The organism is Bradyrhizobium sp. 192, assembly GCF_023100965.1.
In the GTDB taxonomy this organism is placed as follows: domain Bacteria; phylum Pseudomonadota; class Alphaproteobacteria; order Rhizobiales; family Xanthobacteraceae; genus Bradyrhizobium; species Bradyrhizobium symbiodeficiens.
The window spans coordinates 5,261,816-5,286,417 of the sequence record NZ_CP064690.1 but is presented as its reverse complement, the minus strand read 5'-3'; the positions used below and the strand labels follow the sequence as shown (position 1 = coordinate 5,286,417).

The 24,602-nt window shown below is 63.9% G+C and carries 29 protein-coding genes and 1 pseudogene; 13 read left to right on the top strand and 17 right to left on the bottom strand.

Annotated elements, in window-relative coordinates; genetic code table 11:
- Window positions 1-83: 83 nt before the first annotated feature.
- Window positions 84-1,265: a GNAT family N-acetyltransferase gene (locus IVB24_RS24465; RefSeq protein ID WP_247769316.1), complete on the bottom strand. Its 1,182-nt coding sequence runs from the start codon at window positions 1,263-1,265 to the stop codon at window positions 84-86.
- Window positions 1,266-1,394: 129 nt separating this feature from the next.
- On the opposite strand from IVB24_RS24465, the gene IVB24_RS24460 reads away from it, so the two are divergent.
- Window positions 1,395-2,438, top strand: a complete 1,044-nt coding sequence (locus IVB24_RS24460) for a polysaccharide deacetylase family protein (protein WP_247769315.1) — start codon at window positions 1,395-1,397, stop codon at window positions 2,436-2,438.
- Here IVB24_RS24460 and IVB24_RS24455 read toward each other — a convergent pair.
- Window positions 2,428-2,649: a DUF2842 domain-containing protein gene (locus IVB24_RS24455; protein WP_106952597.1), complete on the bottom strand. Its 222-nt coding sequence runs from the start codon at window positions 2,647-2,649 to the stop codon at window positions 2,428-2,430. The two genes, IVB24_RS24460 and IVB24_RS24455, sit on opposite strands and share 11 nt — an antisense overlap.
- 104 nt (window positions 2,650-2,753) lie before the next feature.
- Here IVB24_RS24455 and IVB24_RS24450 point away from each other — a divergent pair, with 104 nt between their 5' ends.
- Entirely contained in the window at window positions 2,754-3,836 is a 1,083-nt protein-coding gene (locus tag IVB24_RS24450; protein WP_094977629.1) for a COX15/CtaA family protein, read from the top strand.
- 19 nt (window positions 3,837-3,855) lie between these two features.
- Here the strand turns inward: IVB24_RS24450 and IVB24_RS24445 are convergent, their stop codons facing one another.
- The 4 genes from IVB24_RS24445 to IVB24_RS24430 form a co-directional block, all read right to left on the bottom strand.
- Entirely contained in the window at window positions 3,856-4,200 is a 345-nt protein-coding gene (locus IVB24_RS24445; protein ID WP_247774163.1) for a hypothetical protein, read from the bottom strand.
- Window positions 4,201-4,317: 117 nt separating this feature from the next.
- Entirely contained in the window at window positions 4,318-5,598 is a 1,281-nt protein-coding gene (locus IVB24_RS24440; protein WP_247769314.1) for an O-acetylhomoserine aminocarboxypropyltransferase, read from the bottom strand.
- A 148-nt stretch (window positions 5,599-5,746) separates the two neighbouring features.
- Window positions 5,747-6,331: a CoA-binding protein gene (locus IVB24_RS24435; RefSeq protein ID WP_094977631.1), complete on the bottom strand. Its 585-nt coding sequence runs from the start codon at window positions 6,329-6,331 to the stop codon at window positions 5,747-5,749.
- Between the two features lie 19 nt (window positions 6,332-6,350).
- Window positions 6,351-7,175 (bottom strand): enoyl-CoA hydratase, encoded by an 825-nt coding sequence (locus IVB24_RS24430; RefSeq protein ID WP_247769313.1) that lies wholly within the window; start codon window positions 7,173-7,175, stop codon window positions 6,351-6,353.
- An 85-nt stretch (window positions 7,176-7,260) separates the two neighbouring features.
- Here IVB24_RS24430 and IVB24_RS24425 point away from each other — a divergent pair, with 85 nt between their 5' ends.
- The 6 genes from IVB24_RS24425 (at window position 7,261) to IVB24_RS24400 (ending at window position 10,934) form a co-directional block, all read left to right on the top strand.
- Window positions 7,261-7,689: a PaaI family thioesterase gene (locus IVB24_RS24425; RefSeq protein WP_140479993.1), complete on the top strand. Its 429-nt coding sequence runs from the start codon at window positions 7,261-7,263 to the stop codon at window positions 7,687-7,689.
- A gap of 158 nt (window positions 7,690-7,847) precedes the next feature.
- On the top strand, window positions 7,848-8,312 hold the full coding sequence (gene rplM / locus IVB24_RS24420) for a 50S ribosomal protein L13 (RefSeq protein WP_091965253.1): 465 nt from the start codon (window positions 7,848-7,850) through the stop codon (window positions 8,310-8,312).
- Between the two features lies 1 nt (window position 8,313).
- Window positions 8,314-8,793 (top strand): 30S ribosomal protein S9, encoded by a 480-nt coding sequence (gene rpsI / locus IVB24_RS24415; RefSeq protein WP_008137962.1) that lies wholly within the window; start codon window positions 8,314-8,316, stop codon window positions 8,791-8,793.
- Between the two features lie 228 nt (window positions 8,794-9,021).
- Window positions 9,022-10,236 carry a GGDEF domain-containing protein gene (locus IVB24_RS24410; protein ID WP_247769312.1) on the top strand — a complete coding sequence of 405 codons (1,215 nt, stop codon included), beginning with the start codon at window positions 9,022-9,024 and terminating at the stop codon, window positions 10,234-10,236.
- A 60-nt stretch (window positions 10,237-10,296) separates the two neighbouring features.
- On the top strand, window positions 10,297-10,536 hold the full coding sequence (locus IVB24_RS24405) for a hypothetical protein (protein ID WP_140479992.1): 240 nt from the start codon (window positions 10,297-10,299) through the stop codon (window positions 10,534-10,536).
- A gap of 101 nt (window positions 10,537-10,637) precedes the next feature.
- A complete protein-coding gene (locus tag IVB24_RS24400) occupies window positions 10,638-10,934 on the top strand; it encodes an antibiotic biosynthesis monooxygenase family protein (RefSeq protein WP_094977636.1) in 297 nt (98 codons plus the stop codon).
- Between the two features lie 6 nt (window positions 10,935-10,940).
- On the opposite strand, the gene IVB24_RS24395 is transcribed toward IVB24_RS24400, so the two are convergent.
- Window positions 10,941-12,080: an AI-2E family transporter gene (locus IVB24_RS24395; protein WP_247769311.1), complete on the bottom strand. Its 1,140-nt coding sequence runs from the start codon at window positions 12,078-12,080 to the stop codon at window positions 10,941-10,943.
- Window positions 12,081-12,214: 134 nt separating this feature from the next.
- Here IVB24_RS24395 and IVB24_RS24390 point away from each other — a divergent pair, with 134 nt between their 5' ends.
- Together IVB24_RS24390 and IVB24_RS24385 are read left to right on the top strand one after the other, a co-directional pair.
- Complete coding sequence (locus IVB24_RS24390; RefSeq protein WP_247769310.1) at window positions 12,215-12,925, top strand: hypothetical protein; 711 nt, start codon at window positions 12,215-12,217, stop codon at window positions 12,923-12,925.
- A gap of 91 nt (window positions 12,926-13,016) precedes the next feature.
- Window positions 13,017-13,790, top strand: a complete 774-nt coding sequence (locus tag IVB24_RS24385; RefSeq protein ID WP_162308585.1) for a gamma-glutamyl-gamma-aminobutyrate hydrolase family protein — start codon at window positions 13,017-13,019, stop codon at window positions 13,788-13,790.
- Between the two features lie 95 nt (window positions 13,791-13,885).
- Here IVB24_RS24385 and IVB24_RS24380 read toward each other — a convergent pair whose 3' ends face one another.
- The 3 genes from IVB24_RS24380 to IVB24_RS24370 form a co-directional block, all read right to left on the bottom strand.
- Window positions 13,886-14,314, bottom strand: a complete 429-nt coding sequence (locus tag IVB24_RS24380) for an EF-hand domain-containing protein (protein WP_162308584.1) — start codon at window positions 14,312-14,314, stop codon at window positions 13,886-13,888.
- Between the two features lie 966 nt (window positions 14,315-15,280).
- A complete protein-coding gene (locus IVB24_RS24375) occupies window positions 15,281-15,982 on the bottom strand; it encodes a Crp/Fnr family transcriptional regulator (protein ID WP_247769309.1) in 702 nt (233 codons plus the stop codon).
- A gap of 17 nt (window positions 15,983-15,999) precedes the next feature.
- Entirely contained in the window at window positions 16,000-16,239 is a 240-nt protein-coding gene (locus IVB24_RS24370; protein ID WP_247769308.1) for a hypothetical protein, read from the bottom strand.
- Between the two features lie 152 nt (window positions 16,240-16,391).
- On the opposite strand from IVB24_RS24370, the gene IVB24_RS24365 reads away from it, so the two are divergent.
- Both IVB24_RS24365 and IVB24_RS24360 read left to right on the top strand, forming a co-directional pair.
- A complete protein-coding gene (locus IVB24_RS24365) occupies window positions 16,392-17,129 on the top strand; it encodes a Crp/Fnr family transcriptional regulator (protein WP_140479198.1) in 738 nt (245 codons plus the stop codon).
- Window positions 17,130-17,206: 77 nt separating this feature from the next.
- Entirely contained in the window at window positions 17,207-18,556 is a 1,350-nt protein-coding gene (locus IVB24_RS24360; RefSeq protein ID WP_247363696.1) for an IS701 family transposase, read from the top strand.
- A 36-nt stretch (window positions 18,557-18,592) separates the two neighbouring features.
- On the opposite strand, the pseudogene IVB24_RS24355 reads toward IVB24_RS24360, so the two are convergent.
- From IVB24_RS24355 to IVB24_RS24340, 4 genes and pseudogenes are all read right to left on the bottom strand, one after another.
- Window positions 18,593-18,768, bottom strand: a pseudogene (locus tag IVB24_RS24355) (transposase); the annotation flags it as partial.
- 27 nt (window positions 18,769-18,795) lie between these two features.
- Window positions 18,796-19,194, bottom strand: a complete 399-nt coding sequence (locus IVB24_RS24350) for a DUF1398 family protein (RefSeq protein ID WP_094974514.1) — start codon at window positions 19,192-19,194, stop codon at window positions 18,796-18,798.
- A 74-nt stretch (window positions 19,195-19,268) separates the two neighbouring features.
- Complete coding sequence (locus IVB24_RS24345; protein WP_094974513.1) at window positions 19,269-20,771, bottom strand: carotenoid oxygenase family protein; 1,503 nt, start codon at window positions 20,769-20,771, stop codon at window positions 19,269-19,271.
- A 36-nt stretch (window positions 20,772-20,807) separates the two neighbouring features.
- A complete protein-coding gene (locus tag IVB24_RS24340; RefSeq protein ID WP_346771337.1) occupies window positions 20,808-21,284 on the bottom strand; it encodes a DUF6790 family protein in 477 nt (158 codons plus the stop codon).
- A 263-nt stretch (window positions 21,285-21,547) separates the two neighbouring features.
- Here IVB24_RS24340 and IVB24_RS24335 point away from each other — a divergent pair, with 263 nt between their 5' ends.
- Window positions 21,548-22,165, top strand: a complete 618-nt coding sequence (locus IVB24_RS24335) for a TetR/AcrR family transcriptional regulator (RefSeq protein WP_166469575.1) — start codon at window positions 21,548-21,550, stop codon at window positions 22,163-22,165.
- Window positions 22,166-22,342: 177 nt separating this feature from the next.
- Here IVB24_RS24335 and IVB24_RS24330 read toward each other — a convergent pair whose 3' ends face one another.
- From IVB24_RS24330 to IVB24_RS24320, 3 genes are all read right to left on the bottom strand, one after another.
- Window positions 22,343-23,059 (bottom strand): Crp/Fnr family transcriptional regulator, encoded by a 717-nt coding sequence (locus tag IVB24_RS24330; protein WP_247769307.1) that lies wholly within the window; start codon window positions 23,057-23,059, stop codon window positions 22,343-22,345.
- 172 nt (window positions 23,060-23,231) lie between these two features.
- Window positions 23,232-23,468, bottom strand: a complete 237-nt coding sequence (locus IVB24_RS24325; RefSeq protein WP_094974510.1) for a hypothetical protein — start codon at window positions 23,466-23,468, stop codon at window positions 23,232-23,234.
- A 74-nt stretch (window positions 23,469-23,542) separates the two neighbouring features.
- Window positions 23,543-24,601: an alcohol dehydrogenase gene (locus tag IVB24_RS24320; protein ID WP_247769306.1), complete on the bottom strand. Its 1,059-nt coding sequence runs from the start codon at window positions 24,599-24,601 to the stop codon at window positions 23,543-23,545.
- Between the last annotated feature and the right edge of the window lies 1 nt (window position 24,602).

Sequence of the window (24,602 nt, the reverse complement as noted above, 5' to 3'; positions counted from 1 at the left end):
GGGCACGCTTCCGCCTTCGCTCTGCGAGCTGCGGCGGACAAGCCGCTTTGCCCACCCTACGATATCGGCGCACGTGGACAGATTTACCCGAACGCCTGCCGCAGCCGTCGGGCCAGGTCGAACAGCATCTGGTTCTGCTTCACCAGCCGCTTGCCGCGGCTGAGCGATGACATCGCCATCGCGGCGAGCCTGCCGCGCGAGGTCAGCGGGACAAAACTGTCGAAGATCTCTTCGTCGTCCTTGCAGAACATCCGCTTGTAGTCGTCCGAGCCGATGCCGAGGTCGAGTGAGCGGTAGCCGCGCTCGGCGTAGCGATCGATGATATAGCGCATCAGGATCAGGCCGGGGCTGTAACGGGCGTGCTCGGACATCGTGTAGGTGTTGAACATCATCGAGAAGCGCTCGCCGTCGGCGACGCCGGCGAAGATCGCGATCACCTCGTCGTCGCACTCCAGCGCATGGATGTCGATGACGCGGCCTTCGCCGCGCGGCGCAAGGCAGGCGCTGCGGATGAACTCTTCGACGCCCGGTTCGGCGAAGACGTTCGGGAGCTTCTGTTCTGCCATCCGCACCGGCTTGACGCGGAAGAACCAGTCAAGCAAGCGGGTGACGTCCGCGTCCGACGTGGCAAGGTGATAGCGATAGCCGGCGAGCGCCTGGAGCTTCTTTTCCTTGCTCTTGAGGCGGCGGCGGAAGGAATTGCTGATACGCGATGCCGGCGGCCCGCCCGGCTCCATCACCAGTTGCGGACAGCCGTTGATCGGGCTCTGTCGTGGCAGAGCTGCAAACGGGTTCTGCTGGCCGTGCCAGCGCTGCGGCTGCTGCGTCAGCACGAGTACGTCGACGTGCTCGCGGAGCGGCGCGAACAACGTATCGAGATCGGCGGCAACGGTCTGCGCGGCACACGCGGCGTTCCACAGGCCCATGTTGAAGGTCGTATGCTTGCCGCCCATGAAGCAGGCCGTGTGCACGCCGTGGCTTTGGCGCAACGAGAGCGGCAGCAGCAGCAGCGGCCTGTGATCATCATCGCGGGCGATGACGACGAAGGGGCGCGCGCCTTCGCGCTCGCCGACCAGTCGCTGCCAGGGGCTCAGCAGATCGAACCGCTGATAGGGCGTGAAGAGATGGCCGGGCTGCTCGAAGGCGCGCCAGACGGCCTCGGCGGCGCCGAGATCGGTGACGATATCGACATGCGCGATACGGCTCGCTTTCGACCGCGCTGGCGCTTCTGCCGTCCGGCTTTGCATCGCCGCAGCCATGGTCATTCACGAAACCTGTCGAGAAATCAAAATAGACGTAATTCGGCCGGTGGCCGACCTTTGCAAAGAAATGTCAACAAAGGGTAAGGACAATGGAGAGGGAACGGGCGCTCGAGGGCGCGAAGGGTCAAGATATTGGCATCCGACGACAGTTGGCTGGAGCGGCTGCGCCTCGAGCTGGCCTGGTTCACCGGCCAGGCCGCGCTGCGCAGTCGCGGTGCCGGCGCCATTCTGCGCTTTGAACGTGTGCGTCCGCGCCGGCGCGGCGGATTTCAGCCGCTGCGCGCGAGCGAGATCACGCCACGATTTCTCGACCGCGCCATTCGCGCATTGAAGCGCTGGAATTATGAGTTTCTCGGCATGGACGAGGTCTGCCGCCGCGCCGTGACGCTGCCGGAGCAGCGGCGTTTCGTGGCGCTCACCTTCGACGGTGCGCCGAAGGATCTGATCGACTTCGCCTATCCGGTGCTGTCGCATCACGCCGTGCCCTTCACGATCTACGTGCCCACCGCTTTTCCTGATGGCGTCGCACAGGCCTGGTGGCTCGGGCTCGAACAGGTGATTGCGCGCGAGAGCCGCATCAGCCTGATGATGGGCGAGAAGGAGCAGCGTTTCGTCGTCACCGACAGTGCCGAGAAACAGGCGCTGTTTTCGCATCTCGAGCGCTGGCTGCGCTCGCTGTCGCCGGCGGATCTGTCGGCGGCGATCGCCGATCTCTGTACGCGCTACCGGATCGATCTTGCCGCGCTCTCGCGCGAGGCGTCGATGGATTGGGAGGATCTCGCGAAGCTCGCCGCCGATCCGCTCGTCACGATCGGCAGCGCGACCGTGAACTATCCCGTGCTCGCCAACATGAAGGACAGTGCGGCGCTGCGCGAGATGACGATGGGCAAGGCCGTCGCCGAATCCGCCTTCCGCCGCGAGGTGGGTCATTTCGCCTTTCCGTTCGGCGATCGCGCCTCCTTCCGGCGCAGTCACGTCGTGATGGCAGAGGAAGCCGGCCTTGCCAGCGCGGTGTCGACGATATCAGGTATCGTCGATGCGGAGGGGCGGACCAATCTGCGCGCGCTGCCGCGGATTTCCTGGGACGGCCGTGTGCGCTCGCTGCGCATGCTGCGTGTGCTGGTGTCAGGCCTCGCCTTTGCGCCGGTGAAGCCGACGGGCAGCGCTACGAATTAGATTTGACGCGATCAGGCCGCTGCATCCAGCTCACGATCGGCATCGCCGGCAGCACCCAGCCCAGGCCGACCACCACGTAATAGATCGCCTGCCGCCAGCCGGATTCGGCGATCCACGGCATCTGCGCCGCCGCCATGCCGAGCAGGGCCCAGACGGTGCAAAGCATCAGGAGCAGGATGGCGCCGAGGAACTTGCGGGTGCGGATCGTCATGGCGGACTATGAGCGGCTTTCGCGTAACTTGCGCTGCGGGAGCGGGGGACTATAAGGGGCGCGCAGTCCGGTTCAAGCCTTCAAGTCTTGGTTTTGCTCCCGAAATGACACCGATTTCCGCCCCGTCCAACCCCCATCGCGCCGTGCGCTGGTGGCTGATCTCCGTCGCCGCGCTGATCGCGCTGATGGTGCTGGTCGGCGGCGCGACGCGGCTGACGGAATCCGGCCTCTCGATCGTCGAATGGAAGCCGGTCACGGGCAGCCTGCCGCCGCTGTCGGAGGCGCAGTGGACCGAGGCGTTCGAGGCCTACAAGAGGATCCCGCAATATCGCGAGCTCAACGCGGGCATGAGCCTGTCCGAGTTCAAGCAGATTTTCTGGTGGGAATGGAGCCACCGGCTGCTTGGCCGTTTCATTGGCGTCGCCTATCTCTTGCCGTTCCTGTTCTTCCTGTGGCGCGGTGGCCTCTCCGGTGAATTGAAGCGCAGGCTGTGGCTGCTGTTCGCCCTCGGCGGGCTCCAGGGCGCGGTCGGCTGGTGGATGGTCGCCTCGGGCCTCACCGAGCGGGTCGAGGTATCGCAATATCGGTTGGCGACGCATCTTGTGCTCGCGCTGCTGATCTTCGCCGGCATCGTCTGGACGGTGCGACGGCTCAAGGAGCGGCCGCAGATTGCAGCATCGGCGCGGCTGCGATTCACGAGCGCGCTGCTGCTCGTCGTGACGTTCGTGCAGATCTATTTCGGCGCGCTGGTCGCGGGCCTCCGCGCGGGGCGCGCCTACAACACCTGGCCGCAGATCGACGGCGCGTTCATTCCCTCGGCCGAGCGGCTGTGGTTCGAGACGCCGTGGTGGCGCAACATGTTCGACAACGTGCTGACGGTGCAGTTCGAGCACCGCATGACCGCCTATGCGCTGTTTGCGCTGGCCGCGCTCCACGCGATTGACGCGGTGCGGTCGCGCGCAGGTGCAGCCGCGAGCGGCGCGCTCTCGCTGTTCGCGGCGGTGAGCCTGCAGGCGGTGCTCGGCATTCTCACGCTGCTCAACCAGGTGCCGATCGACCTCGCGCTGTCGCACCAGGCGGTCGCAATCGTCGTGCTGATGCTCGCCGTTATGCAGGTGGAGCGGCTCGCTTCGCGGCAATCTGCGCAGGCGCAGTCGCGCGCGGTTCCAGTTGGCCAGCCCGGCTGATCACCATCAGCCCGTCTGATCAGCAATACCCGGAGATGCCGCACGAGTAGGGCAGCCGCCAGAAGTAGTCGACCTGCTTCCCGCCGTAATACGAGCCCTGATAGTCGTAGTCCCAGGGCCGGCCGTAATAGCCGGGCAGCGTGTGGGAGCCCGGCAGCAGCGGCGTGCCCGGCAAGTTGCGGATGTAGCTGCCGATGCCATAGGCCGGCGAGATCAGCGCATCCGGATCGGTATCGACATAGACCTGCGGCGGCTCCTGTGGCGGAGCAGCGGCGCGCCGCTTCGGCGTGGCCGGCAGATCGGCGGCAACGGCAGCTGAGACCGTCAACATGACCGCAAGGGCAGGCACCATCCAGCGCAGCATCATCGGCTCCGAATCAAAGGGCGATCCAAGGACGATGTATGCGGCAGATATGGTTAATGACTGTTAACTGGCGGCGCCGTCCGGGGCGACTTTGCTTGCCGCCCCGGATGACAACAGCTACGCCCCCAGCGCCTGTTCCAGATCCGCGATCAGGTCTTCCTTGTCCTCGATGCCGATCGAGAGCCGCACCACGTCGGGGCCGGCGCCGGACTTGATCTTGGCGGCGTCGTCGAGCTGGCTGTGCGTGGTCGAGGCCGGATGGATCACCAGCGAGCGGGTGTCGCCGACATTGGCCAGGTGCGAGAACAGCTGCAGCTTCGATACCAAATTGACCCCGGCGTCGTATCCGCCCTTCAGGCTGAAGGTGAACACGGCGCCCGCGCCCTTCGGCGCGTATTTGCGCGCGAGCTGGTTGTACTTGTCGCTCGCAAGGCCCGCATAGCTGACCGAGGCCACCGCCGGATGGCCGGCGAGGAATTCAGCGACCGCCTTGGCGTTGTCGCATTGCTTCTGCATGCGCAGCGGCAAGGTCTCGATGCCGGTCAGGATCATGAAGGCGTTGAAAGGCGACAGCGCGGGGCCGAGGTCGCGCAGGCCCAGCACGCGGCAGGCGATCGCGAAGGCGAAATTGCCGAAGGTCTCCTGCAGGCGGATGCCGTGATATTCCGGCCGCGGCTCCGACAGCATCGGATATTTGCCCCCGGTCGACCAGTCGAAGGTGCCGGCATCGACGATGATGCCGCCGAGCGAATTGCCGTGGCCGCCGAGGAACTTCGTCAGCGAGTGCACCACGATGTCGGCGCCATGGTCGATCGGACGAATGAGGTAGGGTGAGGCCAGCGTGTTGTCGACGATCAGCGGCACGCCCGCCTTGCGCGTCACCGTCGAGATCGCCTCGATGTCGGTGATGCTGCCGGCGGGATTGGCGATGGACTCGATGAAGATGGCCTTGGTGCGCGGCGTCACCGCGCGCTCGAAGCTCGAGATGTCATCGGGATCGGCCCACACCACGTTCCAGCCGAAGCTCTTGAACGCATGCGTGAACTGGTTGATCGAGCCGCCATAGAGCTTTCGTGCCGCGATGAACTCGTCGCCGGGCTGCATCAATTGCTGCAGCACCACGACCTGCGCGGCATGGCCCGAGGCCACCGCCAGCGCCGCCGTGCCGCCTTCGAGGGCTGCGACGCGCTCTTCCAGCACCGCATTGGTGGGATTGCCGATGCGGGTATAGATGTTGCCGAATGCCTGCAGGCCGAACAGCGAGGCGGCGTGGTCGGCGTCGTTGAACACGAACGAGGTCGTTTGATAAATCGGAGTCGCGCGCGCGCCGGTGGTGGGGTCGGGCTGTGCACCGGCGTGCACGGCGAGGGTTGAAAATCCCGGAAGGCGATCGCTCATTGAGGGCGTCCTGTTCTTGTGACCTGAAATCGCGCGGCATGCTGATCGGCGCCGCGCCCGCCGTCAAGGCGCCGCGTCACATCAGGATCATTTGGGAATGATCTTGCTACGCATTGTCGCGATCGCGAAAGGAATCCTTCGCGATGCGTCAGCTTTGCTCGCTCTTGTTCTTTGCGGCGCGGTCGGAGGCCGCGGTGTCGCCGCCGCCGACGCTCATCCGATTGAGGGATAGCCGCATGCCTTGCGTCGGTGCCGGCGCGCGCTTGGAACTGAGCGTGCGCGAATTCACGCCCATCCAGGAGATCTCGGACGACAGGCGGCCATATTCGATCTTGGGACAGCGGTTCATCACCACCTTGATACCGACCGACTCGGCTTTCGCTGCCGCCACCTCGTCACGCGCGCCGAGCTGCATCCAGATCACCTTCGGCAGCGGGTCGAGGGTAAGCGCCTCCTCGACCACGGGCAGGATGTGACTGGAATTGCGAAAGATGTCGATCATGTCGATGGGACGGTCGATGTCGGCGAGCGAGGCGACGAAGGGCTTTCCGAGCAGCTCCTTGCCGACATGGCCGGGATTGACCGGGATCATGTCGTAACCGCGCTGTGCCAGATATTTGAAGGCGAAATAGCTCGGCCGCACGTTGACCGGCGAGGCGCCGACCATCGCGATCGACTTCACGGAGTTGAGGATGGCGCGGATGTAATTGTCGGGATAGGCGTCGTGGTTCATTTGTCGTCTTTTCTTGTTGTCACTCATCCCGCCATGTCGGCGCACGCTTTTCGATGAAGGCGCCGATGCCTTCCTCGGCGTCGCGCGCCATCATGTTCTCGGTCATCACCTCTGCGGCATAACGATAGGCCTCCTCAAGGCTCATCTCGGCCTGGCGATAAAATGCCTCCTTGCCGAGCTTGACGGTGTAGGCGGATTTCAGCGCGACCTGCTGCGCGAGCTCGATCGCAGCGCCGAGTTCTGTGCCGGCGGGCACCACGCGGTTGACGAGCCCGATCTCGCGCGCGCGGTCGGCCGTGACAGGCTCGCCCGTCAGCAGCATCTCCATGGCCTGCTTGCGCGGGACGTTGCGCGACAGCGCCACCATCGGCGTTGAGCAGAACAGGCCGATGTCGACGCCCGGCGTGGCGAACTTGGCGTCCTCCGAGGCGATGGCGAGATCGCAGCTTGCCACGAACTGGCAGCCGGCCGCGGTCGCGATGCCCTGGACGGCAGCCACCACGGGCTTGGGCAGGTGTACGATCGCCTGCATCATTGCGCTGCAGGCGGTCATCATCTCGGCGAAAAAGGCGCGGCCGCGGTCGGGATCGGTGCGGCGCGCGGTGAGTTCCTTCATGTCGTGGCCGGCGGAGAAAGCCGGGCCGTTGGCCGCGATCACGACGCCGCGGACGGCCTTGTCGCCGCCGATATCATTGAGTTCGGCATGCAGGCTGGCGATCATCGCTGCCGACAGGCTGTTGCGCGCAGCGGGCCGGTTCAGCGTCAGGACCGCGATGGAGCCTTTGGTCTCGCGCAGCAGGATCGGCGGTTGCGGGGAGGGGGCGCGGGCGGCCTGGGCGGACATCGAAGCGTTTCCGTTGGATTATTGCATTTGAATGACGCAGATAACTTAATGTAACAGGACAAGTGAAGCGAGGGTGGGGAACAGCATGGCGTTAGCGAAAATGAGCGTGGCGGATGTCGAGCAGTTCCTTCGCGTCGAATTTCCCCAGGCGTTCAGCGGCGACGACATCATGATCGAAAGCGCGGACGGCCAGACCTGCCTCCTGCGGCAGCGTTTCAGCGAGAAGATGCTGCGTCCCGGCGGAACCGTATCCGGCCCGACGCTGATGGCGCTGGCCGATTTCGCGATGTACGTGGTGCTGCTGTCCGCGATCGGACCGGTCGGGCTCGCCGTGACCACCAATCTCAACATCAATTTCCTGCGCAAGGGCCAGCCCGGCCAGGATGTGCTGGCGGAGGCGCGGCTGCTCAAGCTCGGCAAGCGGCTGGCGGTCGGGGAGGTGAAGCTGTTGTCCGGCACCTCGCCCGATCCGATCGCCCATGTCACCTCCACCTATTCCATTCCAACTGTTTGAACTTTTCGCAGGTAATATAGAACCATATTTTCAAGCTATTGATATTACGACGCTAATTCACGTCGCTGGGCATTGACCGTTGCGCGTCCCTTCTTTAGAAAACCGCCTAGTCCGGTGCGGTGTTCGCGCCGATGCTCCCCGTCCACGGAAACTCTGACATGAAAACCTTTTCGGCAAAGCCGGCTGAGGTGACGAAGAAGTGGGTGCTGATCGACGCCAAGGGTCTGGTCGTCGGCCGCCTCGCCACCATCGTTGCCATGCGCCTGCGCGGCAAGCACCTCCCGACCTACACCCCGCACGTTGATTGCGGCGACAACGTCATCATCATCAACGCGCAGCATGCGGTCCTCACCGGGCGCAAGCGCGAGCAGAAGACCTACTACAAGCACACCGGCTATGTCGGCCACATCAAGGAGCGCACCGCGCGCCAGATCCTCGAGGGCAAGCACCCCGAGCGCGTGCTGGAGAAGGCCGTCGAGCGCATGATCCCGCGTGGTCCGCTCGGTCGCGTCCAGATGGGCAACCTCCGCGTCTATGGCGGCGCCGATCATCCGCACGAGGCTCAGACGCCCGAGAAGATCGATATCGCCAAGTTGAACCGCAAGAACACGAGGGCCGCATAACATGGCCGAATCCATTCAGTCGCTCGACCAGCTCTCGCAGCTCAAGACGGCGGCGGCGCCCGATGCGCCCAAGCACGAGAAGAAGGTCGACAAGTTCAACCGCGCCTATGCCACCGGCAAGCGCAAGGACGCGGTCGCTCGCGTCTGGATCAAGCCGGGCGCCGGCAAGGTCACGGTCAACTCCCGCGAGGTCGAGGTCTATTTCGCCCGTCCCGTGCTGCGCATGATGATCGAGCAGCCGTTCTCGGTGGCCGCCCGTTCCGGCCAGTACGATGTGGTCTGCACGGTTGCCGGCGGCGGCCTGTCCGGCCAGGCCGGCGCGGTCCGTCACGGCATCTCCAAGGCGCTCACCTATTTCGAGCCGGAGCTGCGCACCGTGCTCAAGAAGGGCGGCTTCTTGACCCGCGACTCGCGCGTGGTCGAGCGCAAGAAGTACGGCAAGGCCAAGGCCCGCCGGTCCTTCCAGTTCTCGAAGCGTTAATCGCTTCGATCACATTCGCCGCGAAAGCGGCTTCAATGAGATGCAAAAGGGCGCTGATTTCAGCGCCCTTTTTGTTGTTCGTTTGTCTGCAAATTGATGGCGTGTTTCCAGAAAACTTGGGCGCCCGCGAAAACCTGAATGGAACCCGCCAGATTTAGCGTCGCCTTCGGAAGGGCGCGCAAATCGGATGTACCGATCGCGTAACTGCTATGGCTTAAGGGGGCCGACATGATGTCGCTCGATAGCATCACGCTCTATTTGGTCGCCACCATGGTCGCCGCATTGCTCGGCGCCATGATGGTTTTCTTCGGCAGGCAGGAGAACAGCCCTGCACTGAAATGGTGGGGCACCGCCTATCTCCTCGGTGCCGCCTCCGTAGCGCTGTGGACCGCGGCCGGCGACAGGCTGGGCCCGCATCTCTACCTCGCGCTTAACGCGGTCGGCCTCGTCGCCTGCGGCATGGTGTGGAACGCGGCGCGCGTCTTCCACGGCCGCAAGCCGAACTGGCCCGGCCTCGTGCTCGGTGCGCTCGCCTGGGTCGGCGCCGTCACGTTGCTCGACCCCGAGGCATCCATGGTGCGGATGATCGTCGGCGCCGGCATCGTCTCGGTCTACGCGGCTCTGACCGCCAGCGAGCTCTGGACCGAACGGCGCAAGAGCCTGCAACGACGCTGGCCGGCCGTCGTGATGCCGGTGATGCACGGCTGCGTGTTGATGCTGCCGGTTCTGATCGGCGGCTTCCTGCGTCCGCACGATGCCGGCTTCCCCCAGAGCATCTGGGTCAAGGTGTTCGCGGTCGAACTCATCCTCTACGCCGTCGGCACCGTGTTCGTGATCTTCATGCTGGTGTCCGAGCGCACGGTGACCGCGCACCGCACCGCCGCGTCGACCGATCCCCTGACCGGCATGCTCAACCGCCGCGGCTTCTCGGAAGCCTGCGGCCGCGTGATCGAGCGCGAGGCCAAGGCCGGACGTCCCGTCACCGTGATGATCTTCGACATCGACCATTTCAAGTCGATCAACGACCGCTTCGGCCACCCCGCCGGCGATGAGATGCTGAAGCTGTTCTCCACCGTCGTCGTCAACAATCTGCGCATCACCGACATGTCGGGGCGGATCGGCGGCGAGGAATTCGCGGCACTGCTGCCGTGTTCGCTGGAGGAGGGCGTGCTGGTCGCCGAGCGCGTACGCGAGGCGTTCGAGACCTCCGGCGTCGTGGTCGACGAAGGCCCGGTCGACACCACCGTCAGCATCGGCGTCGCCGGCGGTCCTGCCGGCACCGAGCTCGAAGTGCTGCTGGCATCCGCCGACACCGCGCTCTATCAGGCTAAGCGCGGCGGCCGTAACCGCGTCGAGGCGGCGGAGGAGCTGCCGCTGTCGCTGGAGAACTGGCGCCGCCAGAGCGCCGCGCGGATCAGTACGCCGCGGCCGGCCACCGCCTGAGACGCAGCGCAGCAGCCGCGGTAATTCCCTGTTTACCATTCGATCCCTACCATTGCGGTCATGGAATCGATCCGTCGACAGAACCCGCAAGCTGCCCTGATGTCGCTCGAAGCCGCTGCGGCCTCGGCACGCAGCGGGTTCGCCTGCCTGTTCTCGACCGCGGACGAGTACGAGAGCGCGCTGATCACCGAGCGCCGTGCGCAGGGGCGTTACACGCAAGGCCGCCGCAGCTACTGGCCGCTCGCATTGTTCGTCGGTTGCGCCCTGATCGTGGCGGGCACCGTTCTGCTGCTGGTTTGAAAGGTCTGCATTTCCGGGCCGAGCAGGGCGCCGTTTCGGCGCCTTTTTCTTTTTCGCCCGCTGCGCTAGACACGCCCATCGAACAAAAAGGGTGGAAACCGATGATCACCGAGATCGCGCAAATCGACGTCAAGCCGGGCAGCGAGAAGGACTTCGAGGCCGCTGTCGCCAAGGCCAAGGCCGCTTTCGGCCGCTCCAAGGGCTTTCACGGCTTCGAACTGCACAAATCCATCGAGAAGCCGCAGCGCTACCGGCTGATGGTGAAGTGGGCGACGCTGGAGAACCACACCGTCGATTTCCGCGGCTCGGAGAATTTTGCCGAATGGCGCGGCCTCGTCGGCCAGTATTTCGCCTCGCCCCCGGAGGTCGAGCACACCGAGACCGTGCTGACGACCTGAGCTGGCTCAGGTCGCCTGCGCCAGCGGCGGCGCCTCATAGGTCTTGAAATGGTCAATCATGACCTTGCCGATGGCAAGCAGCGGCAGCGCCAGCGCCAGGCCCCAGATGCCGAACACGACGCCGAGCACGATCTGGAACGCGAACAGCGTGGCCGGCGGGATGTCCAGCGCCTGCCGCTGCAGGATCGGCGTCAGCACGTAGCTCTCCATGGCGTGCACGCCCATGAAGAGCAGAAAGGCCGATAGCGCTGGGATCCAGCCCGAGGCGAGGCTCGCCAGCACCACGACGACGCCCGCGATGATGGCTCCGAGGGTCGGGATGAAGGCGAGCAGGCCGGCCTGAATTCCCAGGATGAACGAGCCGGGGATGCCGATGACGGCAAGCCCGATCCAGGTCACCACGCCGACCGCGAGCATGACGATGATCTGCGCGATCAGCCAGCGCTCCAGGGTTTCGCTGATGCGATCGATGATCAGGGCGACGCGGGTGCGGTGCCTCGCCGGCGCCAGATACAGCAGGCCGTCGTGATAGACGCCGGGCTGGGCGGCGAAGGCAAGGCCGAGGAACAGCACGATGAAGATGTTGCCCACGCCGTGGATGGTGCCGAGCAGCAGCTTGAAGGTCTGGCTCACGATCGCGCCGCCGCTGGAAGCCAGCGCGCCCGCACTGGGCAAGGAACCGCGCGAGGGCGCCGCCGCTGCGGGCGCCGCCTCCGACGGAATATTGGCCGAGGAGTCGGTCGCGCCGTTGCCGAAATCGAAGAAGCTGGTGTCGATGCCGTGGCTGTCCAGAAAGGACTTCACGTTTCCGATCTGCGACTTGATGGTCTTGCTCAGCAGCGACGCCTGTTCGGCGATGGTGGCGCCGCCGAGATAGGCGATGCCGACGAGTATCAGGGCGAGCGCGGTGCAGACGATCGCAAGCCGTACCGGATGCGGCAGGGGCACCCTGCGGCCAAGTGCGCCGGTCAGTGCGTTGAGGCCGAGACCGAGCAGCGTGCCCGTGAAGATCAGCAGCACGGTGGCGGCGAAATACCAGGTGAAGGCGAGCAGCGCGGTGAACAGCACGACGCCGATGCCCCCGACCGAGATCGCCCAGGCGAGATCGCCGCGGGTCCGGGAGCGTTCATCTTTGGGCATGGTCACGTCGGGTCCTCTCAGCGCAATTCGCGCCGTACTCTCTCGACAAACGCGCTTCGGAGCAAGGCCGCGTCGACGCGCCGGTTTGACGCCGGCGTGCCGACCGTGCAGAGCGATGAGGAAAGAACAATGGGGGCGGTTTGAGCTTCATCAGCAAATGGGCCGGTCTGCTCGGGCTTCTGGCCGTGCTCGTGATCGGCGACCAGATCCGGATCAACCGGCCCGGCCACAAATTTCGCCTGACGGTCGAGGTGACGACGCCCGACGGGATCAAGACCGGGTCCGGCATTCTGGCCGTCGTGCCCGACCGCAACTATAACCGCGGCGGCCGCACCACGACACGCGGGGAGGCGGTGTTCGTCGACCTTGGCCAGGACGGCGCCAAAGGCAGGAATCTGGTGGCCTTGCTGGCGCACCGGCAGGGCGCCAAGCTGGACTTCGACGACATCAACTATGTCGCGCTGCGTGCCTACGGCGCCGCGCGGGGCAGTCGCGTCTCGTTCAACGATATCCAGCGGCAGACCGGCGTGGTCCCGTTGGAGGGAGACCTCGTGCCGGTCCTCGTGAGCTTCGGAGACCCCAGGGATCCCGGGACGGCGCGCCTTGTCGCCAGCGACAATGCGGCGGCGGTTCTGGGCGAGGGCTATGCGATCCGCGGCCTCACGGTCGAGGTCGTGCCGAACGGGTTCTGGCCGATCGATTTCGGTGGGGCGCTCGGGGAGCCGGTGACACGCGGAATTGATGCGAAACTGCCCTGGCTGGCCGCGCCGGGCGATCCGGCGGCAACCGCATTGAAGGCCGCCGGCCTGCCCGCCGGGGGTGAGGCCCGGGAGGCATTTGCGCGAAAATAGCATTGCCGTCCCGCGATCCCTTCTGTTGAATTTGTGCCATCGGAGGGGCATGTTCGGAGAATCTTCTTCACGGAGAGGCACGGAACGACAGATGAGAAAGCCGGTCGTCGGCGTGATCGGGAATGCCCATCGCGTCGAAAATCGATTTCAGGTCCAGATGGTCGGCGAGCGCAATTTGCGCGCCGTGGCCGAGGTTTCCGGCGGCCTGCCGATGATGTTCGCGGGAGCGCCTGATATTACCGACATCGGTGCGCTGCTCGACACGGTCGACGGCATCGTGCTGACCGGCGCCCGCGCCAACGTGCACCCGACCCGTTTCAACGTCGATCCGTGTGAGGCGCACGAGCCCTACGACATCCACCGCGACGAGGTGGCGCTGGCGCTTTCGGTCGCTTGCGTCGCTCGCGGCGTGCCGCTGTTCGGGATCTGCCGCGGCCTCCAGGAGATGAACGTCGCCTTTGGCGGCTCGCTGCATCCGGAGATCCGCGAAATTCCCGGCCGCATGAACCATCGCATGCCCCGGCTCGAGAACGGCGAGATCCACCCCGATCCGACCGTGGTGTTCGCCGACCGTCACGACGTCGAGCTGACGCCGGGCGGCGCGTTCGCAAAGCTGCTCGGCTGCGAGAAGATCAGGGTCAATTCGCTGCACGGCCAGGGCATTCTCGAGCCCGGCAGGCGCGTGCTGGTCGAGGGCGTCGCCGAGGACGGCACCATCGAGGCGATCCGGATCGCGGAGGCCCCGACCTTCGCGCTCGGCGTGCAATGGCACGCCGAATACGATCCGCAGCACAATCCGATCAATCGCAAGCTGTTCGAGGCCTTTGGCGAAGCGCTGGTCGCAAGGCAGAGGGCGGCGGCGTAGATCACGGTCGGGTCCGGGACAAGCGAAGCGCAGATTCGGGTCCTACGCCGCTCGGAGGTCTCCTGGGGGATAGCTCGCTCGGCGAACTGCAGGACCTATTTTCCGGCTCGCATGAACGCCTGCATTTCTTCCGGCGTGAGCTTGCCATCCTTATTGCTGTCCATGGCCTTGAAAATTCGCTCGTGGGCTGCCTGAAACTCCGCCGACGAGAGGGCTCCGTCGCCGTCGGCGTCCATCAGCGCAAACACCATGCGGAACATGATCGGAGGCCCCATCGCGTCCGCACCCATCGTGCCGCGCCCCTTCATGGCGGGACCCATCATGCCTCCACTCATCATGCCTCCACCACCCATCATGCCTTGTCGCTCGCCGGACGGGCTTGCGGGCGGCGTCGTTTGCGCGGGCGCCGGTGCCTGATCCGATCCCGGGTGATGGCCGCCCTCGTGATCAGATGCCGTCTGAGCCAACGCGGGATAGGTCAGCGCTGCAAGCAACAGCGCTGCAGCAAGAGTTGGACGTCGCATGGCTGTTCCTCCGATGTTGATCTGAAATGACGATGATGCCGACGCAGACCAGGATCGGCTTGAGGCACGTCAATATGGTAGGTAGGAAACCCCGCTCGATGTGTCCTGAATGTGCCGGTCGGGAACCAGCCATCGTGGGATGGTTGCGCGAAAGCGATCACGATCTGGTTCTTCGCCGCTCCATGATGGGGTTCGCAACATTCAACGCATGCGACGGGCTCCGCTACTTGCAGACATGCCTTCTCGTTCTCGCGGCTCGTTTCGCCCGAGGCTTGCTGTCGTTTCGCGCTCTTCGAAAGACCAAAGGGCGCAGGGAAGGCCGGGCGCCGGCGGCACCCGAGATCCGTGCGCAACAGAAATGCACACGGGGTGGACCACAGGTGTTGCCGGTCGCCCGGCCTTCCCTGCGCGGCTGGTTTTAACGGTGTCCTTCGTGCTCTCCTCGGGGAGCGATGCACTATTGCCCCCGTCGCCTTGCGGATGGCTGATGCACGTGCCCGGTCGGGCCGCCGCATCACCGCAAGCCTTGACGCCAGAACCCCGGGCGTCAGGACCACACGACTTCTCCGTCCGCGGACGGCCCCGTCGAAATCCCCGAAGGCTTGCGTGTGCTCGCCCTCAGGTCTCGACAAGACCGCTATGACCGCGCCGTGTCGTATCGCGTCGCCTGAGGACTCACGGTTGCCCGCCCTGTCATCACGCATCCGCGCCGGCGCTGCCGCGTCCACCGCACCCCGGCCCGCATCTCGTGACGATCGCGAAGCGCCCCTTTGGAAGGGCCGGGATGGCACCTCTATGCCACAAATCCGAAATTCGGGAAAGTGGAATATTTTTGACGCGAGGGCTTGACCAGGTGTTTTGCCCGACGCCTCTTCGAGCCGCCGTCAGTTCTGTTTGCGATCTGCATGGCATAAGCGCGCCCCATCGAGGCGAATGACCCGGCGGCCGGGCGAGCGCATGTCGCGCTCAGGCCAGATAGTCTGGGGTGAAATCGGCGAGCCTGCGCAACTCCTCAGGCTGCAGCAGCTCGATCTCGCTGCCCTCCCATGCGATCAATCGGCGATGCCGCAGTTCCTGGATGGTGCGGTTGACGTGCACGATCGACAGGCCGCAGGCATCGGCGACGTGGCGCTGCGTCATCGGCATCTGGAAGCAGGCGTCCTTGAGAAGGCCGACGATATCCAGCCGCGCTGCGAGCTCGCAGATGAGGTGCGCGACCTTCGGCAGCGCCGTCTGCGCGCCGAGGCGGGCGATCCATTGTCGCGAGATAGCCGCATCGATCAGGGTCTCGCGCCAGAGAGCGCGGGTCAAATGGAGGGAGCCGTCGAGCAATTGGCGGAGCTGGCTGTGCCCGACGTAGCCCACGATGGTCGGGCCGAGGCCGACGAGGTCCGCATCCATCGGCGAGACCAGCAGCGTGTGCAGGCAGGGCATGTCGCCGGGAACGTGGAACGCCAGGATCTGGCTGCGGTCGCCGACGATGCGGGCCTGGTAGAGGAAGCCGCTGACGACGAAGACGCTGCGCGAGGCGGCCTCGCCCTGGCGCAGCACGATCTCGCCGTCCGCGACCTGACGCAGCGTGGAGGGCAGGCCCGCGATCTGCCGAAGTTCGTCCTCGGACAGGCCGTCGACGGTCTGGAGACGCGCTATGAACTTCGGATGCGGCATGAAACTCGCGGTGTATTTCAGTCGTCTCGCGGCGTTGATGCTTCGACGAAGCGCCGCGAGAGCTTTGCAAGGCTCCAATCGGAGACCGGCGCAGAGCGGAACTCGCGGATGGCGCGGGCGAGCTCCTGATCGGACATCGGCCGGGCCGGCTCCGTCAGCGTGCCCTTCTCGAAGGCATCGCTGATGCAGCCGAGGTGCGCGCCCGGATCGGATGCGAACAGATCGCGGATGCGGTCCAAAATCGTTGCGGGGCTCATTCCGGGACTCGGTTCGTAGGGACGACAGGTTGAACGCGACCCGGTCAGGCCGTCAGCCGGTTAGCAACCTGTGCCTCCGTTGCGCGTTCTAGTGCGCTGAACCCGGGGTCGACATATCATTTGATAGCGTCGGCGCGATTTTTGGTGGTGCCATGGACAAAGCTCACGACGTGCTGATCCGGAACCTTTCCGAGCACACCGCGCTTGAGCCGGAGGATCTTGCCGAGATCCGCGGGCTCACCTTCACGCTGCGCGATTTCGAGCCGAATGAGGATTTCATCCGTCAGGGCGATGAGCCGGAACACTCGGCGCTCGTCGTTTCAGGCATGGTCGCGCGCTACCATCTGCTCGGCACCGGGGGGCGGCAATACCTGTCCTTCCACCTGACCGGCGACCTGCCGGACTCCCAGGCTCTGTTCATCGACCAGATGGATCACGGATTGAGCGCGCTGGGACCGGCCACGGTGGCCTTCATCCCGCATCGCGAATTGTTCAGGGCTTTCCGGCGCCGCCCCACATTCGCGCACTCCGTCTGGCGCGAGACGCTGCGCGATGCCGCGATCTTTCGCGAGGCCATCACCAACAACAGCGCCCGGCCGATGCAGGCGCGTATGGCGCATCTGTTCTGCGAGCTGTTCTATCGCGCCCGCACCTCGCAGCTCGTCCGCGGCAATCGCTTCCGCGTGCCGATCAGCCTCGCGCAGCTCGGCGAGACGCTGGGCATGGCGATCGCGACGGTGAACCGGACGCTTGCCGACCTCAGGCGGAGCGGCGCGATGGATCTGCGCGACGGGGAGCTCATCGTCCTGAAATGGCGCGAGCTGCAGCGGCTCGGCGATTTCAACCCGGTCTATCTGCATCTGAAGCGCCAGTCGCCGCCGCAGGCGTGAGGTCTTCGGGCGCTAGCACTACTTTGGCAGATTGTTGATTTTGCCGCGATTTATAGGATTCCCGAATCAATTGTTCAATGATTCATGGGTGGTCGGCTCTTGGAGGGCTGACCATGCCGGGATGGGAAGACGAACTCGAACGCTGGCTGATGCCGTTCTTGGACCGGCTGGGTCATAAGACCCGACAGCGGATGTGTCCTCTATATGTTGCGGGATTGATCGGTCCTGGCGATCGCAAGAGCGTTCAGCCGATGGCGGAACGCCTTGCCACGAGCAACTACGACCAGTTGCACCATTTCATTGCGGACGGCGTCTGGAACGCGACGCCGCTAGAGACAGAGCTGCTCAACCAGGCGGACCGACTTGTCGGCGGCAGGGATGCGGTGCTGGTTATTGATGACACCTCACTGCCGAAAAAGGGTGAGCGATCGGTCGGTGTTGCGGCTCAATACGCGTCGGCTCTCGGTAAAACTGCAAATTGCCAAACGCTGGTGTCTTTAACGCTTGCGCGCGGGGAAGTGCCCGTGATGGTCGCGTTACGTCTCTTTCTGCCTGACAGCTGGACAAGCGACATGCCTCGCTTGAAGCGCGCTCGCGTGCCAGTCGAACACCGAACGCCGCGGTCCAAGCCGGAGATCGCTTTGGCCGAGATTGACCGCGCGATGGCAGCCAACATACGCTTTGGATGTGTGCTGGCGGATGCAGGATACGGCCTCAGCGCGCCGTTTCGACAAGGGCTAACAGAGCGCGGGCTGGCCTGGGCGGTCGGTATCCCTCGGCACCAGAAAGTGTATCCGGTCGATGTGAAGCTCATTTGGCCGATCACCAAAGCCCGTGGCAAACCACGAAAGCACCACGTGCCCGATATCTTATCGATTGCGGCAGAACAAATGCTGGCCAGCGCCAAATGGAAAACCGTGAGTTGGCGCAGCGGGACGAAAGGTCGGCTCAAAGCCCGATTTGCTGCTCTCCGTGTCCGCACCGCCGACGGCCCTCCGCAGCGGATATGGGATAAAGGTCAGCAGCATCTCCCAGGCGACGAAGCCTGGCTCATTGGCGAGCAACGTGCCTCCGGGGAGAAGAAATACTATCTCGCCAATCTTCCGGCGACGACGGATCTGCGCACGCTGGCCGCCACCATCAAGGCACGGTGGATTTGTGAGCAGGCGCATCAACAGTTGAAGGAGGAACTTGGACTTGATCACTTCGAAGGGCGATCATGGCAAGGTCTTCATCGCCACGCCCTTATGACAATGATTGCCTACGCCTTCCTGCAACATCGTCGCCTCGCAAACGCGGGGCGAAAAAAAAAGAATCAACGGGCCTCCGCCTCAACCGACTATGCCCGCCGTACGTCACGCCATCGTCGATCTCATCCTTCGGCCGCCGCCCCAGCAGTGCCCACATTGCCGAAAGCAAATCCTTGAAAAACAGCGGCGAAAACACATTCTGCCAAAGTAGTGCTAGGACGCGGACTCATTAAGGCGCAGCCATGGCCTGATTGACGCGAGTTGAACGAATGCGAGGTAGTTGGCGGCGAGCCAATCGTAGCGCGTTGCCACCGACGACATTGTTTGATCGTGTTGAAGAACCGCTCGACCTGGTTGCGAGCACGATAGAGATAGGGGCTGAACGACAATCCGCCGAAAACGATCTGGAGCGGACCTCAGGAAGGAAAGTGTTCGAGGTGCGTTTCCGCCGTCCGTCCCATATAGACCGCCCGCCTACCCGCGAATGACACGACGTACCCTGAACAGCCAGCCTTTGCTACTTTCTCGCAGAATCCATCGTAAGTGTAGCCAGCCACCAATTGCTGAGCCTCTCGGATGGCCGCCTGTATGGCGCCCGCGTCGAAATCCTTGGCAACCGAAAGCGTAGAGCGAGTGGGATATTCGACGCTTTGACCGTCGGGAAGATAGTAGATTGCGCGGCCTCGACGAAAATCGATCGTGTAGCTCTCAAAGCCTTCGCGAGTAAGCGCCTGAACGATTTCAGGAAACGTCATGGTATTGTTTTCAGCACCGAGCAAGCAGGACTTCGCTGTATTCTCCTGAGCAGGTGTCATTTGTCATCCTTCAGTTCATTCATATCATATTGGCCCGAATATCGTATCGGCTTAGTTTGCAGCCAGAACAGGCCTTAATTCTTCGGAATCCAGTTTCCGTGCAGGCCTTGTGGTACACGTTGGGGCAGCCGGATCACTGCAACCGGGTCGGCGTCGACACGCGCCGCGTCGAGCAACACGAGATCGCTGGTCTGTTGCTCCTGATCGAAGGCATAAACTGCGAGATAGCCGTCGTCTTCGCCATTCGTGCCGCGCGGAATGAAGACGGCTTCGCCTGCGATCTTGTTACCAAAGTCGTGGCGGACGACATCGCCGGTCTCGGCGTTCACCTTCATCATGGTATTGAAGGTAGCCGAGGGCGGCTTGGACAGCAGCAATGTGTCCGTCAGCGTCGGCAGGTAGACGAAGCGCGTCGGCAGCGAATCGAGCGCATCGTTGACGCGCGGGAATTCGGTGACCATGCCTGCCACCTGAGCATCGCCGACCTTGCCGGTAGCAAGGTCGATCATCATCCGGTGCAGCGTCGGCGATTTCTGGGTCTGCTGGGCGTAGCCGAGGGCGAGGCTTTCATGCTTCACGTAGTCGATGAAGATGTTGCCGCCGCGCTCGAAGGCGTTGGCGAAATGGAAGACGAAGAACGGATCGGCGTCGAGCCATCGGGTCGTGCTGCCGTCGAGCGCGATCAGGCCGATGCGCGTACCCATGGCCGGCCGCCATTGCAGGAACGATTGTCCTTGCTGTGCAGCTGCGCTGTCGAACACGGCCGGACAGACCAGCAGCACAATATAGCGTTCGGTCAGCACGAAATCGTGGATCATGGTCGGCGCAGCGAGCGCGACCGGAAAGCTGTTGACCAAAGTACCCGACGCGTCGATTTGGTGGATCTGAACGGTGGGTTCTGCGTGCGAATAGTTGATCGCGAACAGCGCGCCGGTTTTTGGATGACGGCGATTGTGCGCGCCAAGCCTGAGCGGTTTGTCAGTTCCCGCCTTCCACTCACCGATGGTGTCGAGATCCCGGGTAATTTCGAAACCCGTCGTCGACTCATTAAGCGCAAGCAGATGACCGCCATGCTGAATGATGTTGATGAAGGCGCCATTCTTGAACGGCCCCTGAGGATCGCCGGGATGCAGCAGTTTCGGATCAATCTGCATCGGATGCGCGAAGCTGCCGTAGATGGCGCGCCCCGCCCGACGCTCGGCCGCTAAGCTGGGCGTCTGCACGAAACGATTGCGGTAGCGTGCCCGGCCGTTATCGAAATAGACCGCGTGAACCATACCATCGCCGTCCATGGGATAGGTGAAGGCATTGGGCTTATAGAGCGGGTTGGGGCCGTTCCGCATGTAAGCGCCGCTCAGGTCGGGCGGGATCCGGCCTGCGATCACCGGCAGGTCGGTCGCATCGATCTCAGGACCGATTGGAGCGAAGTTGCCGGTGAGATGCGGATTATCGAAGGTCCAGATGATGTTCGCCGTCTCCAGCGCCATTGCCGGCTTTATCCCCGGCGCCAGAGCCGCTGTCGCCGCGCCGGCCGCCAGGAAATGGTGGAAGTGTCGCCGCGTGATGCCGTCGACCATCGTCGTTCCTATTCTTCAAGGGCTCTCCGGGTTCGCTCAGGCGGTGGCCAGCGTCGCTCTCGGGCTCGCGTTTGGACAGCTCAACCGCAGCAGCGCAAATCCAAACAGCGGAATGAAGATATCAGTCCAGAAGATGATCCCGGCGTTGCCCGGCGCAAAGTTGTGCGCGGTTACCATCTGATAGAGATGACCGACCGCCGCCCCCAGCGTGAACATGCTGGGGCCGAGCACGGCGGCGAGGCGAAGATCATAACTCCGGAACGCCGCGAGCAATCCAACTGCCGCGAAGCCCAAGCTTGCGGTTCCGACCTCGAACTGGAACGGGCTATCGGCCCAGCCGATGAAAGCGGCGGACAGCTTGCCGAAGAAGACGTGCATGACGAAATTATAGAGATTGTCGACACCGATGCTGAAGAACACGTACCAAGCAAGCAGTTTTTCGACGACAAGAGGCCGGTCAATCGGATGCTCTGCTCGCGCAATCGCAATAAGAGAGACGATCAGTCCGAGCACAAAGAAGCTCAACGAGTAATTCGACATCACGAAGGTGATCGTTGCCTTGATAAATTCAGCCAGCATGACACTTCACCTTTTAGCAATGGATGGAGCGCCTACACGGGCACTCTCGATCTGGCGATTGAACGTCATTACAGCCGAGCCAGGGCAATCGACGAGAACCCCGTTTCCACGCTACTGGCTCAATATTTACAGTGGAAATATCCCTAGGCCCGTCATTGGAGCTTGTCAATTGAAATATTTCCAGTGTAAATATTGGCATGGTCAAACGCGTTAGCCGTTCCACCTATCATCACGGCGATCTCAAATCGGCGGTCCTTTTAGCTGCGGAAAAGATTCTTGAGCGTGATGGGCTACAGGCCGTGACGCTGCGCGAAGTGGCACGGACCGTCGGCGTTTCGCATACCGCGCCGAAGAACCATTTCGGGGACCTTACTGGGCTGCTAACTGAGCTCGCCGCCGTCGGCTACACAAAATTTGCTGCAGCACTTGCGGAGGCTGTCAACTCGACATCTGGCAACGCCGGTGACCGCTTGAGAGCGATGGGATCGGCATATGTCGTATTCGCGCGAGCTCACCCGAAGCTGTTCTTGCTCATGTTCCACAGCGAACGGCTGGATATGAAAAGGCCATCGCTGTTGGCGGCAATTGACGAGTCGCGCCAGTCGTTACGAATGGCGGTCATTTCCATGGCCGAGGACAGGCCGATGAAGCCTTTACAAGTGGCCGCGAAAGCAACTGCGTCTTGGGCCCTCGTGCATGGGTTGGCCATGTTGTTGCTCGACGGCCGCCTGAAGAACACGATGGCCTCTCTGCCGGGCGTGGACGTCGAAATCTTTCTCGAAGCGGTCCTCGACGCTGCGTCTGCGGGCGATTGAGGTTCAGCGTGCGGCTTGCTATTCGGCCTCATGACGCCCGGCATTGCGCCGAGTGATGCGGCATTGATTACCCCTCATCAGCGCTTGCGGCTCATTATCGCGACATTTCCTGCGATTCCACAAGGCGCGTCTTTGTCGGGTAGAGTCGTACGTCGACGAAGATTATGCGTTCGCGGCCTAGCCGCCAGCCGTTGCCGCGCCCAGCACTTCGTCGAAATGCTTCCTCACCCAATCGTTGCAGCAGCAGGCTCTGGCTTCGAGCGCGGTGCCGTCGAGGATCAGGATGGCGCCGCGGCGGGTCGCGAGGATGCGCCTGGCCTTGAACATCTGAATGACTCGGCTGGCATAGCTGCGGGAGACGCCCAGCATGCCGGCGAGCTGCTCGTGGGTGAGGGGGATTTCGGCCCCGCCGGTACGTTCCTGCGTGGAGATGATCCACTTGGCGGCGCGCTGCTCGATCGAATGTGCGGCGTTGCAGGCCGCGGTTTGCAACAACTGCGCGAATTGACAGTCGGCGTAGCGCGCGAAGACCTCCTGGAGCGTCGCCGATCTCTGCTGCGCCTGCTCGAGCCCGCGCAGCGGCAGCCGGACCAGGGTGCCGCCCAGCTTCACGACGACGCGCGAATAAGCGAGCGAAGGGCCGCGGCCTGCGGCAAAGCCCACCGCACCCTCACGGCCCACCAGCAGGCTTTCGACCTCGCGGTCGTCCTCGACCGGCACGGCGAACGATACCAGCGCGGGACCGCAGGGAAAATGCACCGCCGCAACCTCGTCGCCGGCGTGATGCAGGACGTGGCTCGCCGCGAGTTCGACCGGCTGGAGGTGAGGCGCGAGCAGTTCGAAATCCTGAGGGGTGAGCTGCCGGAGCAGATCGTTCGGGGGCCGACCGGTCACAGTTTCTTCTCTTGGCTGGCCGGGAATCGGCGCCAGCCAGAACCCTACGTTTCCGTGGCGGAACCGACGGTTCCAAAGTGCACACAAGGGCGCGTCAATGGTTGAGAAGTTGGCGCGCGGGCCTTGGGGATTCGGTCAGTTCAGCCGGCGGCCCGAGGGGCGGCGATGATCATCACCCGAAGCGCGCTGCGCGATCCCACGAGGAGCGGTGCAGCGCCGCGTGTGCGCGGTAGGCGTCGATCGCCCTGTTGGCGAGCATCAGCTGCCGGCGTTCGCCGGTCCTGAGCTGAGCTTCTATGGCGTCGAGAATGACGTTGGCGCTCTCGTCGGGCGGGCCGAGCTCGCCGCTCTGCTCGAGGCAGCTCCAGGCGATGAAGAATGCGCTTTCGACGGTGCAGCGAATGGTCATGCGCAGCCAACGCGGCGAGGCCGCAGGCGTTCCGCGGCGGGCGCAACTTGCGCCGGGCCCGCCGCGGCGATGGGTCAGTTCTTCAATACGATGCGGCCGACCACCTTGCCGGCGCGAAGCTCGTCGATCCATTTCTGGACGTCGCCCATCGGCTCCTCGCGCATCGGCGTCGGCTTGATCTTGCCGGCGCGCGCCAGCGCCATCAGCTCCTGGGCCTCCTCGAGCGTGCCGACCATGAAGCCTTCGATGGTCATGCGCTTGTAGACCCATTGCACCATCGGCAGCGTGAACTGGCCGCCCATCAGGCCGGAGACCACGATCTTGCCGCCGCGCGCGGCGACCGCGACAGCAAAAGCCATCGACTTCTCGTTGCCGGCGAAATCGACGATCTCGTCGAAGCCGCCTTCGGTCTCCTTCAGGATGCGCTTGATCACGTCGGGCTCGGACGGGTCGTAGGCGACGGCGGCACCGTTGGTCAGCGCCGTGTCGCGGGCGGCCGGCGAGAGGTCGGCGACCGTGATCGGTTGCCTAAACATCGCCTGCGCGAACGACAGGCCCATCATGCCGACGCCGCCGAGGCCGATCAGCAGCAGGTTGCGCTGGCGGGGACGGTCGACCAGGCGCTTGAGCGCGCCGTAGGCGGTGACGCCGGAGCACATCAGGGTCGCGGCCTGGTTGACGGGCAGGGGATCGTAATCGAGCAGATATTTCGCGTCGGGCACCAGCACATGGGTGGCGAAGCCGCCATCGATGGAGACGCCGAGGAAGCGCTGCTTGACGCAGAGATTCTCGTCGCCATTGGCGCAGTCGCGGCATTGGCCGCAGCCGATCCAGGGGAAGACGGCTTTCTTGGTGCCGACGAGGCCGGCCGGAACGTCCGGGCCGACTTCGTCGACAACGCCGGCGATCTCGTGGCCGAGCGTGAAGGGCAGTGTCATGCCGCGCGTGGTGTCGAGCTTCTTGCCGCCGCCGAGATCGGCATAGCCGTCCTGGATGTGCAGGTCGGAATGGCAGAGGCCGCAGCGCTCGATGCGCACCAGCACCTCAGCACCTTTCGGCTTCGGCGTGTCGACGATGGTCGCACACAAGGGCGCATCGAACTTGACCAGGGACTGCCGACGCATCAACGCCATA